This is a genomic window from Longibaculum muris (assembly GCF_004343035.1).
GTDB lineage: Bacteria > Bacillota_I > Bacilli_A > Erysipelotrichales > Coprobacillaceae > Longibaculum > Longibaculum muris.
Genome location: NZ_SMCQ01000021.1, coordinates 1 through 14,139, shown reverse-complemented (window position 1 = coordinate 14,139; position 14,139 = coordinate 1). Strand labels below are relative to the sequence as shown.

General features: G+C 28.2%; 16 protein-coding genes and 1 other RNA gene. All 17 read left to right on the top strand.

Annotated elements, in window-relative coordinates; genetic code table 11:
* Positions 1 to 2: 2 nt before the first annotated feature.
* The 17 genes from EDD60_RS12225 (at position 3) to EDD60_RS12145 (ending at position 14,059) form a co-directional block, all read left to right on the top strand.
* Entirely contained in the window at positions 3 to 230 is a 228-nt protein-coding gene (locus tag EDD60_RS12225; RefSeq protein ID WP_066447122.1) for an acyl carrier protein, read from the top strand.
* 2 nt (positions 231 to 232) lie between these two features.
* Positions 233 to 1,813 carry an MBOAT family O-acyltransferase gene (locus EDD60_RS12220; RefSeq protein WP_132226464.1) on the top strand — a complete coding sequence of 527 codons (1,581 nt, stop codon included), beginning with the start codon at positions 233 to 235 and terminating at the stop codon, positions 1,811 to 1,813.
* 12 nt (positions 1,814 to 1,825) lie between these two features.
* Positions 1,826 to 2,815 (top strand): hypothetical protein, encoded by a 990-nt coding sequence (locus EDD60_RS12215; RefSeq protein WP_066447116.1) that lies wholly within the window; start codon positions 1,826 to 1,828, stop codon positions 2,813 to 2,815.
* A 28-nt stretch (positions 2,816 to 2,843) separates the two neighbouring features.
* Positions 2,844 to 2,931, top strand: an RNA gene (ffs, locus tag EDD60_RS12210) — signal recognition particle sRNA small type.
* A gap of 17 nt (positions 2,932 to 2,948) precedes the next feature.
* The gene (locus EDD60_RS12205) at positions 2,949 to 3,395 is read left to right on the top strand and encodes a nucleoside deaminase (protein ID WP_066447111.1); all 447 of its coding nucleotides are present in this window, start codon (positions 2,949 to 2,951) and stop codon (positions 3,393 to 3,395) included.
* A gap of 67 nt (positions 3,396 to 3,462) precedes the next feature.
* Positions 3,463 to 4,143 (top strand): Bax inhibitor-1 family protein, encoded by a 681-nt coding sequence (locus tag EDD60_RS12200; RefSeq protein WP_066447104.1) that lies wholly within the window; start codon positions 3,463 to 3,465, stop codon positions 4,141 to 4,143.
* A 65-nt stretch (positions 4,144 to 4,208) separates the two neighbouring features.
* Positions 4,209 to 6,032 carry a DNA polymerase III subunit gamma/tau gene (dnaX, locus tag EDD60_RS12195; protein ID WP_066447103.1) on the top strand — a complete coding sequence of 608 codons (1,824 nt, stop codon included), beginning with the start codon at positions 4,209 to 4,211 and terminating at the stop codon, positions 6,030 to 6,032.
* 3 nt (positions 6,033 to 6,035) lie between these two features.
* A complete protein-coding gene (locus EDD60_RS12190) occupies positions 6,036 to 6,344 on the top strand; it encodes a YbaB/EbfC family nucleoid-associated protein (protein ID WP_066447102.1) in 309 nt (102 codons plus the stop codon).
* Positions 6,344 to 6,937, top strand: a complete 594-nt coding sequence (gene recR, locus EDD60_RS12185; RefSeq protein WP_066447101.1) for a recombination mediator RecR — start codon at positions 6,344 to 6,346, stop codon at positions 6,935 to 6,937. Before EDD60_RS12190 ends, recR begins: the two co-directional genes overlap by 1 nt.
* Before the next feature lie 22 nt (positions 6,938 to 6,959).
* Entirely contained in the window at positions 6,960 to 7,151 is a 192-nt protein-coding gene (locus EDD60_RS12180; protein ID WP_243646678.1) for a pro-sigmaK processing inhibitor BofA family protein, read from the top strand.
* 72 nt (positions 7,152 to 7,223) lie between these two features.
* Positions 7,224 to 7,847, top strand: a complete 624-nt coding sequence (gene tmk / locus EDD60_RS12175; RefSeq protein ID WP_066447096.1) for a dTMP kinase — start codon at positions 7,224 to 7,226, stop codon at positions 7,845 to 7,847.
* Positions 7,844 to 8,797 carry a hypothetical protein gene (locus EDD60_RS12170; protein WP_066447094.1) on the top strand — a complete coding sequence of 318 codons (954 nt, stop codon included), beginning with the start codon at positions 7,844 to 7,846 and terminating at the stop codon, positions 8,795 to 8,797. Before tmk ends, EDD60_RS12170 begins: the two co-directional genes overlap by 4 nt.
* A gap of 12 nt (positions 8,798 to 8,809) precedes the next feature.
* Positions 8,810 to 9,640: a PSP1 domain-containing protein gene (locus EDD60_RS12165; RefSeq protein ID WP_066447090.1), complete on the top strand. Its 831-nt coding sequence runs from the start codon at positions 8,810 to 8,812 to the stop codon at positions 9,638 to 9,640.
* Positions 9,621 to 10,355, top strand: coding sequence for a tRNA1(Val) (adenine(37)-N6)-methyltransferase (locus tag EDD60_RS12160; RefSeq protein ID WP_066447087.1), 735 nt, complete (start codon positions 9,621 to 9,623; stop codon positions 10,353 to 10,355). The genes EDD60_RS12165 and EDD60_RS12160 overlap by 20 nt, the downstream gene beginning before the upstream one ends.
* Complete coding sequence (gene rsmI, locus EDD60_RS12155) at positions 10,348 to 11,196, top strand: 16S rRNA (cytidine(1402)-2'-O)-methyltransferase (protein WP_066447084.1); 849 nt, start codon at positions 10,348 to 10,350, stop codon at positions 11,194 to 11,196. Before EDD60_RS12160 ends, rsmI begins: the two co-directional genes overlap by 8 nt.
* Positions 11,197 to 11,268: 72 nt before the next feature.
* On the top strand, positions 11,269 to 12,195 hold the full coding sequence (gene pfkB / locus EDD60_RS12150) for a 1-phosphofructokinase (RefSeq protein WP_066447080.1): 927 nt from the start codon (positions 11,269 to 11,271) through the stop codon (positions 12,193 to 12,195).
* Positions 12,185 to 14,059 carry a PTS fructose transporter subunit IIABC gene (locus EDD60_RS12145; protein WP_132226463.1) on the top strand — a complete coding sequence of 625 codons (1,875 nt, stop codon included), beginning with the start codon at positions 12,185 to 12,187 and terminating at the stop codon, positions 14,057 to 14,059. The genes pfkB and EDD60_RS12145 overlap by 11 nt, the downstream gene beginning before the upstream one ends.
* The last annotated feature ends 80 nt before the right edge of the window (positions 14,060 to 14,139 follow it).

Here is a 14,139-nt window from a genome sequence, read left to right as displayed (position 1 = left end):
GAATGGAAGAATTATTAGATATTTTAAAAGGATTAAAACCAGGGGTTGATTTTGAAAATGAAAAGAATTTAATTGATGATAGAATTTTAGATTCTTTAGATGTTATGAATTTAACTGTTGAATTAAATGATGAGTTTGATATTGAAATAACACCACTAGATATATTACCTGAAAATTTTCAATCTATTGAAGCAATGTATGCTTTAATTACACGTTTACAAGAAGATTAGTTATGGTTTATACATCTTATGTCTATTTAGTTCTATTTTTAGGAATGACATTTTTGTTGTATACAATCTTTCCTAAAAAGTATAAATGGACGGTTCTATTAGCAGCAAGTTATATTTATTATATGGCAGCTAGTCGTATTTGGTTAATTGTCTTTATATTATTAACATCATTATCTGCTTATTTAGGTGCTATATGGATAGATAAAATTAATGAGTTATTTACCAGTGTTAAAAAATTAATGGATAGACAACAAAAGAAAGAATTTAAAGAAAAGATATTATGGCAAAAGAAAATGGTTATTGTTTTGATGTTATTGATTAATGTTGGAACATTAGTATTCTTAAAGTATTTTAATTTCTTTGCTGATGTTCTTAATATTACTCTATTCAATCAATTACATATGGAAATTCCAATGTTAAAACTCTTTTTACCATTAGGTATTTCCTTCTATACATTACAAGCAGTAAGTTATGTTATTGATGTTTATAGAGGAAAATATAAAGCAGATTATCATTTTGGTAGAGTTTCGTTATATTTAACTTTCTTTCCAACAATTGTTGAAGGTCCGATTACAAGATATGATCAAGTTGCTTATCAATTATATGAAGGACATGAATTTAATTATGTTAATTTAACACAAGGATGTCAGTTAATTTTATGGGGTATGTTTAAAAAGATTGTGATTGCTGATAGAGCTAATATGTTAGTTAATTATGTTTTTAATGATTATATGAAATTTTCAGGATTAAGTGTTGTTATTGCAATTATTTTTTATACAATTCAACTTTATACAGAGTTTTCAGGAGCTATGGATATTGTAAGAGGTAGTGCACAAATCTTTAGTGTAGAATTACCAGAAAACTTTAAACAGCCATTCTTTTCTAAGAGTATTAATGAATTTTGGCAAAAATGGCATATCACTTTAGGAGCATGGTTAAGAGATTATGTTTTTTATAGTGTTTCTTTATCTGGAGCTTTTAAGAAATTTAATCATTTTGTAAAAAATCATTGTAATGAGTATTTTTCTAAGTTATTACCAGCAACAACAGCTTTATTTTTTGTTTGGATTTGTAATGGACTATGGCATGGGGCAAGTATGAAATATGTCATGTATGGAATGTATTATTATATTTTAATGGTTATTGGAATGTTTATGGAACCTGTGTTTCATAAAATATTAGAGGCATTACATATTCAAAAAGAAAAAACTTATTTTAAATTTTTTCAGATATTGAGAACTGTTTTCATTGTTAATATAGGTATGCTTATTTTTAGAGCTGATACATTATCAGCAGCATATCATATGTTTATATCTTGTTTTCAAAACTTTCATTTAGATTTGAGTGTTATTGCACATTTGGGATTAAGTGTAGCAGATGTTAGTATTATATTAATTGGAACACTTGTTGTTTTTATTATGAGTTTAATTAAAGAAAAAGGGATTCATATTAGAGAAAGTATTAGTAAATGGAATATTGTACCTAGATGGAGTTTTTATTTAACAAGTTTATTTGTTGTTATTATATTTGGTGCTTATGGTAGAGGGTATGATATTGTTAGTTTTATCTATGCACAGTTTTAGGAGGTGTAAATAATGGATAAAAGCAATAATCTAAATAATCGTTTAAAAGAAATATCTAAAATTGTTATCTTTTTATTGATTTGTGTTGTTTTGTTAAATTGTTTATCTCCTATATTTTTACCTAAAAACAACAATAAAAGAAGTGGAATTAAATATGAAAATGCAAGAGGATTTTATGGTGAGAAAGCTCATTCAATTGAGGTTTTAGCTATTGGTAATAGTGACTTGTATAGTGCCATGAATCCTTTGCAGTTATGGAATAATCATGGAATAACTGCATATGTTTCAGGAGAACCATCACAAAATATTTTTAGTGCTTATTATTTGTTAAAAGAAGTCTATAAGAATCAAAGACCTGAAGTTGTTATTTTAGAGGTGGATGAATTATTTTCTAAAGGTGATGCTGATGATTTGGATGAAGTAATTAATAATGTGTTAAAATATAATTTTCCTTTATTTGAATATCATAGTCGTTGGAAAAGTATGAGTCATAAAGATTTTAAGAATTTAAAAGTTAAATATAAGGATAGAATGATTTCTAAAGGTTATATTTACCATAACAATATTCAATCACATCCCACAGGATATAAATATATGAAAGAAAATCGTTCTTCTGCTTTATCAGTAACAACTCAATTATATTTAGATAAATTTATGCAATTAGCTAGTGATCATCAAACAAAAGTTCTATTAGTATGGTATCCATCAGCAACTACAGCAACTTTAAAAAGACATCAAACAATCGAAAAAGTCGCTAACCGTTATCAAATTCCATTTATAGATTTTAATACTGATCAATATAATACAGGCTTTAATTGGATGACAGATACCCGTGATGGTGGTAATCATTTAAATTATAGTGGGGCAACAAAAATGACTAAGTATATAGGACAGTATTTAAAAGACAATTATACATTAAATGACTATCGTCATGACCCACATTATGAACAATGGAATAAAGATTATGAAATGTTTATGAAAAAGAATAAATTAGCTTATTGATTTGTTGATGAAATATGATATAATAGATTTTGCCATTACAATAGGCGGCTTCGAACCATGTCAGGACCGGAAGGTAGCAGCATTAAGAATGTCCGTTTATGTGTAGTGGCTTTTTTCAAAGGAGAAAAACAATATGGATGATGAGAAATATATGGAGTTGGCATATCAGCAGGCAATCAAAGCAAAAGAAATAGATGAAGTTCCAATTGGTGCTATTATTGTAAAAGATAATGAAGTTATAGCTCGAGCTTTTAATCAAAAAGAAACATTGCATGATGTTACTGCGCATGCAGAAATGTTAGCGATTCGACAAGCTTGTCAGAAATTAGGAACATGGCATCTAGATGACTGTATTTTATATTCTACACTTGAACCTTGTATTATGTGTAGTGGTGCAATCATACAAAGTCGTATTGATAAAGTTGTTTTTGGTGCCGTTGGTCAACGTTGGCATGGTATTTCTGAATATCTTCAGTATCATAAATTTAATCATTATCCAACTATTGTTTCAGGTATATTAGAAGAAAAGTGTAGTTTATTATTATCAGATTATTTTAAAACTAAAAGAAATCGTTCATAAAAAGTCCATAAGTTGTTAATATTCATTTTATAAAAGATATATATAATGTTTTTAGGAGATGAATAGTATGGATTATAGCGGGAATCAACAAAAATTATCATATCAGCAATTTCTATTAACTTTATTAAAATGGGTTCTTATAGGTATTGGATTAACAACTGTATCATCTATTTTTATGGTTATGATTGTTATTCCATTTATTATAGATGGAATATATTTATCATTATTAATTCTTTCAAGTATTATAGAAGTTTTTATGGTTTATTTTTTAGTTAAGAGATTGACACAATTATCAAATCAATCAGCTAAAAAGTATTATTATATATATTCAATTCTTAATGGTATTTCATTATCATTATGGATAAATTTTACTGCTCCTGGAGCTGTTATTATAGCTTTTGCATTAACATGTGCTTATTTTGGTTTACTTTATACAATTGTAAAATATTCAAAAACAAATTTTTTAACGATGGGAAAAGTTTGTCAAGCAGCTTTACCTATGTTATTAATTGGATATATTATTTTATTATTTATGAATGTTCCAATTTATTATCATATTATTGTCATTCTTGATCTTATTATTTTTACTGGATTGATTCTTTATGATATGAAAACAATACAAAGAATCTATGAAGAATGTCTACCAGAAGAATTAGAAAGCCAAGCAATGAAGGGAGCATTGTTATTATATTTAGATTTCATTAATGTTTTTTTAGATATTTTAATGCTTATTGCTGATAATAGTTAAAAGATATCTTTAGATATCTTTTTATTATCGTAAAATATGTTATAATTGAGCAAGGAGTTGATTATATGGCATACAAAACATTATATAGAGTTTACCGTCCGCAACGTTTTGAAGATGTTGCAGGGCAAGAACATATTATTACAACGCTTCGTCACGCAGTAGAAGAAAATAAAATTGCTCATGCATATTTATTCTGTGGACCAAGAGGAACTGGAAAAACGACAATTGCTAAATTACTTGCTAAGGCAATTAACTGTACTGGTGATATCAAACCATGTGATGAATGTGAGAATTGTAAAGAAATTACTTTAGGATCACATCCTGATGTTATTGAAATAGATGCAGCAAGTAATAATGGTGTTGATGAAGTCAGAAGTTTAATTGAAAAGGTTAAATATGCACCAACTCAAGGGAAATATAAAGTTTATATTATAGATGAGGTTCATATGATGTCTACAGGTGCTTTTAATGCGTTATTAAAAACCTTAGAAGAACCACCAGCACATGTTGTTTTTATTTTAGCAACAACTGAACCACACAAAATACTTCCAACTATTATTTCAAGATGTCAAAGATTTGATTTTACTAAATTGAGTATGTTGGATATTGTTAATAGAATGAAGAAAGTCATTACTGAAGAACATTATCAATGTGATGATGAAGCTTTAGAAATGATTGCTAAATTAGCTGATGGTGGAATGCGTGATGCATTATCAATACTTGAACAATGTTTAGCTTTTAATGATCAACATTTAACTATTCAAGATGTTAATCAAATCTATGGAATTGTTTCATTAGAAAATAAAATTGATTTTATTAAAATATTACTTTCTAAAGATATGAAAAAATCTCTTTCAATGCTTGAAGAAATGAAAATGAATGGGATTGATATTAAAAGATTAACTCTTGATTTAGTTGATATTTTAAAAGATATTGTTATTTATCGTAATACCCAAGATGAATCTATTTTATTTGTTCTATCAAAATTTTATTTAGACATGATTGTGCCATATATAACTTGTGAAGAAGCTTTAACATTTATAGATATATTGATGGAAGCTAGTGAAAAATATTCTAAAGTTATTAATCCATCTATTTATTTTGAATTAGCTATTTTAAAAATATGTAATCAGATTAAAGATGAAAAAGTGATTCATGTTGAAACAGTTGCTGTTCCAAAGGTAGAATCTCCAATACAGGAAATACCTAAAGTTGCTGAAATTCAAGCATCTGAACCAATTGAAGAACCGGTTGAGGAAATACTTGCAGAAGAAATAATAGATGATTCTATTCAAGAGGAAGTTATCCCTGAACCAATCTTAGAACAAGAGGAAATTGAACAAGAAGAAATTCCTACATTTGAATTTGAACAAAAAGAAGAAGTTCAATCACAAGTAGATGAAAATATTCAGATAGATCCAGATGATATCATGAATATATTAGTTCAAGCTAAACGTGAAATACTGGAAAATATTCAAGAAAGATGGCCAATTATTAAGCGTTATTTAGCTAATCTCAATACTGCTAAAAGTGCTGGTATGCTTTGTGATGGTGCAGCAGTTGCCGCTTGTCCAGGTGGATTGATTATTTCATTTGAATTTCAACCTGCAGTGAATGCTGTTAACTATTATAAGAACTATAAACAATTAAGTTCATTTTTAACTGAGATATTAGGACAGGAATATCGATTTATTGCTGTTCAACAAGATGATTGGTTAAAAATACGTAGTCATTTTATTGAATTAAAGAAAAAAGGTCAATTGCCACAACCACATGAATTGACTTTAAAACATATAGACTCACACGATTTAGATTATGTTGATTTAAATGAGGCACAAGAGTTTGCTTTAAAATTATTTGGAGATATTGTTGAATTTAAGGAGGATTAAGAAATGAATTTTGCAAATTTAGTACAACAAGCCCAACAAATGCAAAGAAAGGTTAATAAAATAAAGAAGGAATTTGATGAAAGAGAATTTGACATTGTTTCTCAAAATAATATTATTACTGGTAAGATGAAAGGAAATCTTTCAATTATTGAATTACATATCGATCAAACTATGTTTAATACAGATAATCAAGAAGATGTTGAAGATTTGTTAATGGTAACTATTAATCAAATGATTGATAAAATCAATAAAGAAAGGGAAGATACATTAAATAAAGTTACTAATGGTGTTGATGTATCTGCGTTTATCTAATGAATTATCCAGCTTGTTTTGAAGAACTTGTTGAATGTTTTAAGATGTTACCTGGAATAGGAAACAAAGGTGCTGAACGTATGGCTTATCATGTTTTATCTATGGATGAGCAACAAGTTCAAAGATTTTCTGAAGCATTGATTGATTTTAAAACCAATATTCAATATTGTAAGATTTGTGGACATATATGTGAAGGTGAAGTTTGTGATATTTGCCAAGATACAACTCGTGATCAAACGACAATCTGTGTTGTTGAATCACCTAAAGATGTATTTGCGATGGAAAAGTTAAAAGAATATCATGGTCTTTATCATGTTTTACATGGAACAATGTCTATTATGGATGGTAAAACTATTGAAGATTTAAATATTAATAGTTTATTTGAAAGATTAAATGATAATATTAAAGAAGTTATCATTGCAACAAATCCTACAAGAGAAGGAGAAACAACAGCTTTATTCTTAGCTAAACTTCTAGCTAAACAAAATATTCCAGCAACCAGAATAGCAAACGGATTACCAATAGGAAGTAATCTAGATTATGCTGACGAATTAACTTTATTAAAATCATTAGAAGGAAGAAAGAAAATATAAATCATCTCATATAATAAATGAGGTGATTTTTTTGTATAAGTTAACTAAAGTATTTATAAGATTGCTTATAGCAACAATTTTTATATTTGTTTTTAATACATTTGAAGCAATAACACATATAACATTGTCATTAAATATTTTTAACATTTTTATGATTTCATGTTTTGATATCTTTGGTGTTGCTCTTTGTATTGTCTTAAAATATATCCTTTAGTCAAATTAAGAAATAATGCTTTATATCTCAACCAAATTTTTATATAATAGAGTATGAAATGAGGTGTTATAAGTGCCAGGAGTATTTATTACTTTTGAAGGTGGAGAAGGCAGTGGTAAAACAACAATTGCTGCTTTAATCAAAGAAGCATTAGATAAAGAAGGATATCAGGTGACTTTAACTAGAGAACCTGGTGGAGTAGAGATAGCTGAAAAAATTAGAGATATCATTCATGATGTCAAATATACTAATATGGATAGAAAGACTGAGGCATTGTTATATGCAGCAAGTCGTCGTCAACATTTAGTTGAAAAGGTCATTCCAGCTTTAGAACGAAATGAAATTGTTATTTGTGATCGATTTGTTGATAGTTCAATGGTTTATCAAGGAATTGCACGAGGTATTGGAATCAAAGAAGTTTATGAAATGAATTTGTTTGCAACAGAAAATATTTTACCAAAACGTACAATCTTTTTTGATATTAAACCTGAAGAAGGCTTGAAAAGAGTTTATGCAAATAAAGATCGTGAAATTAATAGACTTGATTTGGAAACAATTGAATTTCATCAAAAAGTATATGATGGTTATTTATCTATATGTGATGAATTTAAAGATCGTATAGTGAAAATTGATGCAAGTTTAGATATTGATGGAGTTTTTCAACAAGTCTTAGAAAAGATTAGAGAAGTCTTATGAGTTATCAAGATCAATTAAAACAAGAACAGCCAATTCTATATCAAATATTAAAAAAAAGTTTTCAAAGTCAAAAGATACCTCATGCTTTTTTATTAGTTGGTAAGAATAGTAGTATAGCTGCTCATTATATCGCAAAGAGTTTAATTTGTGAAAATGATGATCTTGCATGTAATGAATGTATTGATTGCCAAAAAATAGATGAACATAAATATGCAGATTTTATTTATGCTAATGGGAAAGATGAAACAATCAAAAAAGGAATTGTTGAATATATTCAAGAACAATTTGCTAAATCTTCAATGGAAGGTAAAGCAAAAATATATTTAATGGAAAATATTGAAAATTCTACAGTTGAAGCTATGAATAGTTTATTAAAAGTTCTTGAAGAACCTATAGCTGGAGTATATGCAATATTTACTTGTCAAAACTTAAATAGAGTATTGCCAACAATTCAATCACGATGTCAAGTTATTCAATTGTTGCCAGGTTCTAAGTTGTTTTTAAGAGAACAGTTAAAAAAAGATGATCTATCTGAAGATGATATTAATATTCTATCTGAATTATTTGATACATATGAAGATTGTCAGCAATATATTGAATCAGAAGTGTTTGATAAATTGAAATTAGAAGTTTATCATTTTATTGAAGATTTATATCTGCATAGAGAAAATCTTGTAATTAATGTTGAAACTCATTTAATGAAGGACTTTAAAGAAAAGGATAAGATTCAATTATTTTTAAATATGCTTGTTCTAGGATTAAGAGATTTGTTTCACGTGAAACATTCTATGAATCTTACTTATCCATCTTATAAAGGATTGTATGATAGAATAGAAGAAGATGAAAATCAATTAGTAGAGAAAATTGATTTGATATTGAATACAGAATATCTATTAAGTACAAATGCAAATGTTATGTTATTAATGGATAGTTTGATGTATAAATTATAGAAAGGAGACTTTATGGAAGAAAAGTTAGCTCTGATACGTTTTAATAATGTAGGGAAGTCGTATTATTTTTCTACTGATTTAGATGTACATAAAGGAGATAAAGTTGTTGTTGAAACAGTTAGAGGGTTAGAATTAGGTGAACTTATTACTGATTTAAAAAATATTGATGAGTTTAAACTTGATACTGAGCTTAAAAGAGTTAAAAGACGAGCTAATCGTGCTGATTTGGATTTATATGAGTTTAATAAAACAAAAGCTGCAAAATCATTAGAAATCTGTAAAAAAATTGTTAGTCAGTATGATTTAGATATGCGTTTAGTCAATTGCGAATATACATTAGATGCGTCAAAAGTCATTTTTATGTATACTTCAGAAAGTCGTGTTGATTTTAGAGAGTTATTAAAAGAATTAGCAAGTGTGTTTAAGTGTCGTATTGAATTAAGACAAATTGGACCAAGAGATAAATCAAAGATTGTTGGAGGTTTAGGTTCTTGTGGATTACCATTATGTTGTTCATCATTCTTAGGAGAATTTGATGGTGTCTCAATTAATATGGCTAAAAATCAAATGTTAGCAATTAATATTGATAAAATTTCAGGAGCATGTGGTCGTTTATTATGCTGCTTGAAATATGAGGACGATATCTATACTGCTGAAAAACAAAGATTCCCTAAAATTGGAACACGGGTAAAATATGAAGATAAAATTGTTAAAGTAACAGGATTAAATGTGATAAGTGATTTAGTTAAAATTGAACATGATGGAAATGTTTCTTTTGTATCTTTAAATGAAATTAAAATATTGCCACCAAAGGATCATAAACATGAACAACGAGGTCACTAATTATTTATTAGCTTATGAGAACATGAAAATTATCCAAAGAAAAGATATGTTTAACTTTTCTTTGGATACTGTTTTATTAGCACACTTTTGTACAATTAATAAAGATTTAAATGCAATTGTTGATTTTGGTACAAATAATGCAGCAATTCCTTTACTATTAAGTAGAAGAACTGATAAAAAGATTATTGGTGTTGAAATCCAAAAAGATGCTGTTGATTTAGCAATTAAAAATGTCGAGTTAAATCAGTTGGGAGATCAAATAGAGATTGTACATAGTGATATTAAAGATTATGTTAAAGAACAAAAGAAAGTAAAATTGGTTGTTTGTAATCCACCTTTTTTTAAAGTGGGAGAACGTAGTAATCTTAATGACAATGAATATTTACAAATTGCTCGTCATGAGATTAAAATTAATTTAGAAGAAATTGTTCAAAGTGCTGCTGCAATTTTAGATAATAAAGGTCGTTTTGCGATGGTTCATAGACCAGATCGGATGATTGAAATTATTAATTGTATGCAAAAGTATGATATTGAACCAAAAAGAATACGTTTTGTTTATCCAAAAGTAGGAAAAGATTCTCATATCTTTCTTATTGAAGGAATGTATAAAGGAAATAAAGGCGTAAAAATTGAAGCACCATTATATGCGCATGAAGATGATGGAAGCTATAGTGCTGAAGTAAGAAAAATGTTTGGAGAAGATGAACATGAATAGACAAAAGAGTTTTGAAAATGAAAAACCAACATTATATCTTGTAGCAACACCGATAGGGAATTTAAGTGAAATGACATATCGGGCTGTTGAAACATTGAAAAATGTTAATTTTATTGCGGCAGAAGATACAAGAAATACTGTTAAATTATTAAACCATTTTGAGATAGATACAAAGCTTATTTCTCATCATGAACATAATCTAGTAACTTCAATACCAAAGATTATTCAATTGTTAGAAGAAGGAAATGATATAGCTTTAGTAAGTGATGCTGGATATCCTGCAATTAGTGATCCGGGTTATGAATTAGTTAAAGCGGCAATAACTAAAGATATTAATATTGTACCTATTTCTGGAGCAAATGCATGTTTAAATGCTTTGGTTGTCTCTGGTATTGCACCTCAACCATTCCTTTTTTATGGATTTTTAGATCATCAAGATAAAAAGAAGAAGAAGGAACTAGAACTTTTAAAAAAATATCAAGAAACAATTGTTTTCTATGAAGCTCCTCATAGAATCAAGAAAACATTAAAATTAATGTTAGATATCTTTGGTAATCGTCATATTGCTTTATGCCGTGAGATTACAAAAAAGCATGAGGAAATAAATAGGGGAACAATTGAAGAAATTCTAGCAGTTGTTGATGATATGAAAGGTGAAATGGTCATTGTTGTTGAAGGTGCAACGGAAGTTGAAGAAGATATTGTTTTTGAACAGAGTATTGAAGAACATGTTAATGAATATATTGAAAAGGGTATGTCAACAAAAGATGCTATAAAAGAAGTTGCTAAACAACGTAATGTATCTAAGAACGTTGTATATCAAGAATATCATCAAAAATGAATATAGAAATATATTCATTTTTAATTTAGAATCAAGTATAATAAGATTAGATGAGTTAGGAGGGAATATGATATGATTTATACAATAACATTTAATCCATCAATAGATTATATGGTTTCGGTTGATCATTTTAAATTAGGAACAGTTAATAGAACAAGCCAAGAATATCTTTTACCAGGTGGTAAAGGGATTAATGTATCTATTGTTTTACATAATCTAGGAATAGATAGTACAGCATTGGGATTTATTGCTGGTTTTACAGGAAAAGAAATAGAAAATAGAGTGACAAATGATTTTGGGGTACAATGTGACTTTATTGATGTTGAAAATGGCTATTCACGTATTAATTTTAAATTGAAAAGTGATGAAGAAAGTGAAGTCAATGGAAATGGTCCAATGATTAATAAGGAACACATTGATAAACTATACAATAAGTTATCTTGTTTACAAGCAGGGGATATTCTCATTCTTTCAGGAAGTATACCTAAATGTTTATCAGATGATATTTATAGTGAAATCATGGAAAAACTTACTGATAAGAATATTGAAATTGTAGTTGATGCTACAGGTGATTTGTTAATGAAAGTATTAAAACATAAACCATTTGTAATTAAACCAAACAATCATGAATTAGCTGAAATGTTTCACGTGAAACTTTTTGGAACTCAGGATATTGTAAAGTATGCAAAAAAATTACAAGAAATGGGTGCTAAAAATGTTTTAATATCAATGGCAGGAGATGGGGCATTATTTATTTGTGAGAATGGAAAAGTTTATTTCAGTAATGCACCTAAAGGCCAAGTAAAAAATTCTGTTGGAGCAGGAGATTCAATGGTTGCTGGTTTTGTAGCAGGTTATGAGAAAACAAAAGACTACGTACAAGCGTTTAGAATGGGAGTTGCAACAGGAAGTGCAAGTGCTTTTTCTGAAAATTTAGCAACTGCGAGTGAAGTTGAAAAATTATTACAAGAAATTAAAGAGGTAGAATATGAATATTAGAGACCTTTTAAAAGAAGATAGTATAATTCTTAATCAACATAGTCAGACTAAAGAAGAAGCTATAGATAAACTTATTGATTTACATTACCAATGTGGACATATCAATAACAAAGAAGAATATAAGAAAGCAATACTTGCTAGAGAATCATTATCTTCAACTGGAGTAGGCAATATGATAGCTATTCCTCATGCCCAAGATAACAGCGTTAATTATCCGTCATTAGTTGCAATGGTTGATAAAGAAGGTGTTGATTTTGATTCATTGGATCAAAAACCAGCTAAAATATTCTTTATGATTGCAGTAAACAAAGATGGTGGAACACAACATTTAGAAATACTAGCACAGTTATCACAAATTTTAATGGATAAGAAAACAGTTGAAAAATTATTAAATGTAACAACCCCATTAGAATTTATTCAAATATTAACTGCAGATATGCAGGAAGAAAAAGAACAAGAAAATGATAATTATTATGATGTTGTTGCAGTCACAGCTTGTCCGACAGGAATAGCTCATACATATATGGCGGCTAAGGCTTTAGAAGATACAGCAAAGCAACTTGGAATTAGAATTAAGGTAGAAACCAATGGTGCAAGTGGTGTTAAGAATAAATTAACTGATGAGGATATTCAAAATGCAAAATGTGTCATTGTAGCAGCTGATAAAAAAGTTGAGATGAAAAGATTTTCAAAGAAACCTATTATTAAGGTTCCTGTCGCAAAAGGAATACATGAAGCAAAAGAACTTTTGGAAAAAGCAACGAGTGGTGAAGGTGTTAAGGAAACAGTTGAAAGTACTAAAAAATTTAGTAAGTTTTTTAAGAACAATAATCCATTAGTTATTATTTATAGACATTTTATGAATGGTATTTCACAGATTATTCCTTTATTAATGATTTATGGTATTTTTACATTTATTACTATATTTATTAATGATAAATTTCCTGATCTACTTATAAATAGTCAAGTGGTTTATGAAGGTGTTGCTCCAGGAGTATCATTAAGTGAATTTGTAAGAATTATAGTCAGTACTTCATCAATAGGAAACTTATTTATACTATGTTTATTAAGTGCATATATTGCAGATAGTATCAGTGATAGACCAGCGTTCTATGTTGCCTTTATAACTGGATTGACTTTATTCAACATGAATTTTATCGAAAGTGTTATTGTTGGTTTTGTAGCAGGATATGTTATTTTATTACTTAAAAAGTTATTTTCATTTTTACCTGAGGTTATAGAAAGTATAATTCCAAATTTACTGTTACCAATAATAGGAACATTCATAATGTGTGGTATCTATTTAATATTAGGATTTTCATCAAGGTATTATGGTGTTGCTCAAACAGTCCCAGAAATTAATCCAATTCTTTTGATTGGAGGATGTACAATCTTAGGAGCAATGATGTCAATTGATATGGGTGGACCAGTTAATAAAATTGCATATTCTATTGGTATTGCAAGTATATTTTATAAACATGGTGAAATAATGTCAGCAGTGATGGTTGCAGGAATGATTCCACCAATCATGATTGGTCTTTCAATGGTTACATCATCTAATCTTTATCAAGATGATGAAGTTAAAGGAAAGTGGCATTGTATGATTAAAGGATTATGTTTTGTGAGTGAGGAAGCTATTCCTTTTATGCGTAAGGATAGAAAGGGAATTCATTTGCCTTGTATTATTGCTTCAGCTTTAGCAGGTGGATTATCTGCATACTTTGGATGTAGTCAATTATTTCCACATGGTGGAATCTTTACAATTTTCTTTATAAATAATCCATTATTTTTTGTTATTACTTTATTATCTTGTTCATTAATAGGAATGAGTTTAATTTTAATTTTAAAAGGTAATCTAGAATAACGTGTGGTCTCCAATTATTGGAGTCTAGATTATCATGGGGTAAATAACACCCCAAACAATTGAACTGGTGATAAAGGTGG

Excerpts from the sequence above, each read along its gene's own strand:
- EDD60_RS12225 (WP_066447122.1), top strand. The coding sequence starts at position 3 with ATGGAAGAATTATTAGATATTTTAAAAGGATTAAAACCAGGGGTTGAT.
- EDD60_RS12220 (WP_132226464.1), top strand. The coding sequence starts at position 233 with ATGGTTTATACATCTTATGTCTATTTAGTTCTATTTTTAGGAATGACA.
- EDD60_RS12215 (WP_066447116.1), top strand. The coding sequence starts at position 1,826 with ATGGATAAAAGCAATAATCTAAATAATCGTTTAAAAGAAATATCTAAA.
- EDD60_RS12205 (WP_066447111.1), top strand. The coding sequence starts at position 2,949 with ATGGATGATGAGAAATATATGGAGTTGGCATATCAGCAGGCAATCAAA.
- EDD60_RS12200 (WP_066447104.1), top strand. The coding sequence starts at position 3,463 with ATGGATTATAGCGGGAATCAACAAAAATTATCATATCAGCAATTTCTA.
- dnaX (WP_066447103.1), top strand. The coding sequence starts at position 4,209 with ATGGCATACAAAACATTATATAGAGTTTACCGTCCGCAACGTTTTGAA.
- EDD60_RS12190 (WP_066447102.1), top strand. The coding sequence starts at position 6,036 with ATGAATTTTGCAAATTTAGTACAACAAGCCCAACAAATGCAAAGAAAG.
- recR (WP_066447101.1), top strand. The coding sequence starts at position 6,344 with ATGAATTATCCAGCTTGTTTTGAAGAACTTGTTGAATGTTTTAAGATG.
- EDD60_RS12170 (WP_066447094.1), top strand. The coding sequence starts at position 7,844 with ATGAGTTATCAAGATCAATTAAAACAAGAACAGCCAATTCTATATCAA.
- EDD60_RS12165 (WP_066447090.1), top strand. The coding sequence starts at position 8,810 with ATGGAAGAAAAGTTAGCTCTGATACGTTTTAATAATGTAGGGAAGTCG.
- EDD60_RS12160 (WP_066447087.1), top strand. The coding sequence starts at position 9,621 with ATGAACAACGAGGTCACTAATTATTTATTAGCTTATGAGAACATGAAA.
- rsmI (WP_066447084.1), top strand. The coding sequence starts at position 10,348 with ATGAATAGACAAAAGAGTTTTGAAAATGAAAAACCAACATTATATCTT.
- pfkB (WP_066447080.1), top strand. The coding sequence starts at position 11,269 with ATGATTTATACAATAACATTTAATCCATCAATAGATTATATGGTTTCG.
- EDD60_RS12145 (WP_132226463.1), top strand. The coding sequence starts at position 12,185 with ATGAATATTAGAGACCTTTTAAAAGAAGATAGTATAATTCTTAATCAA.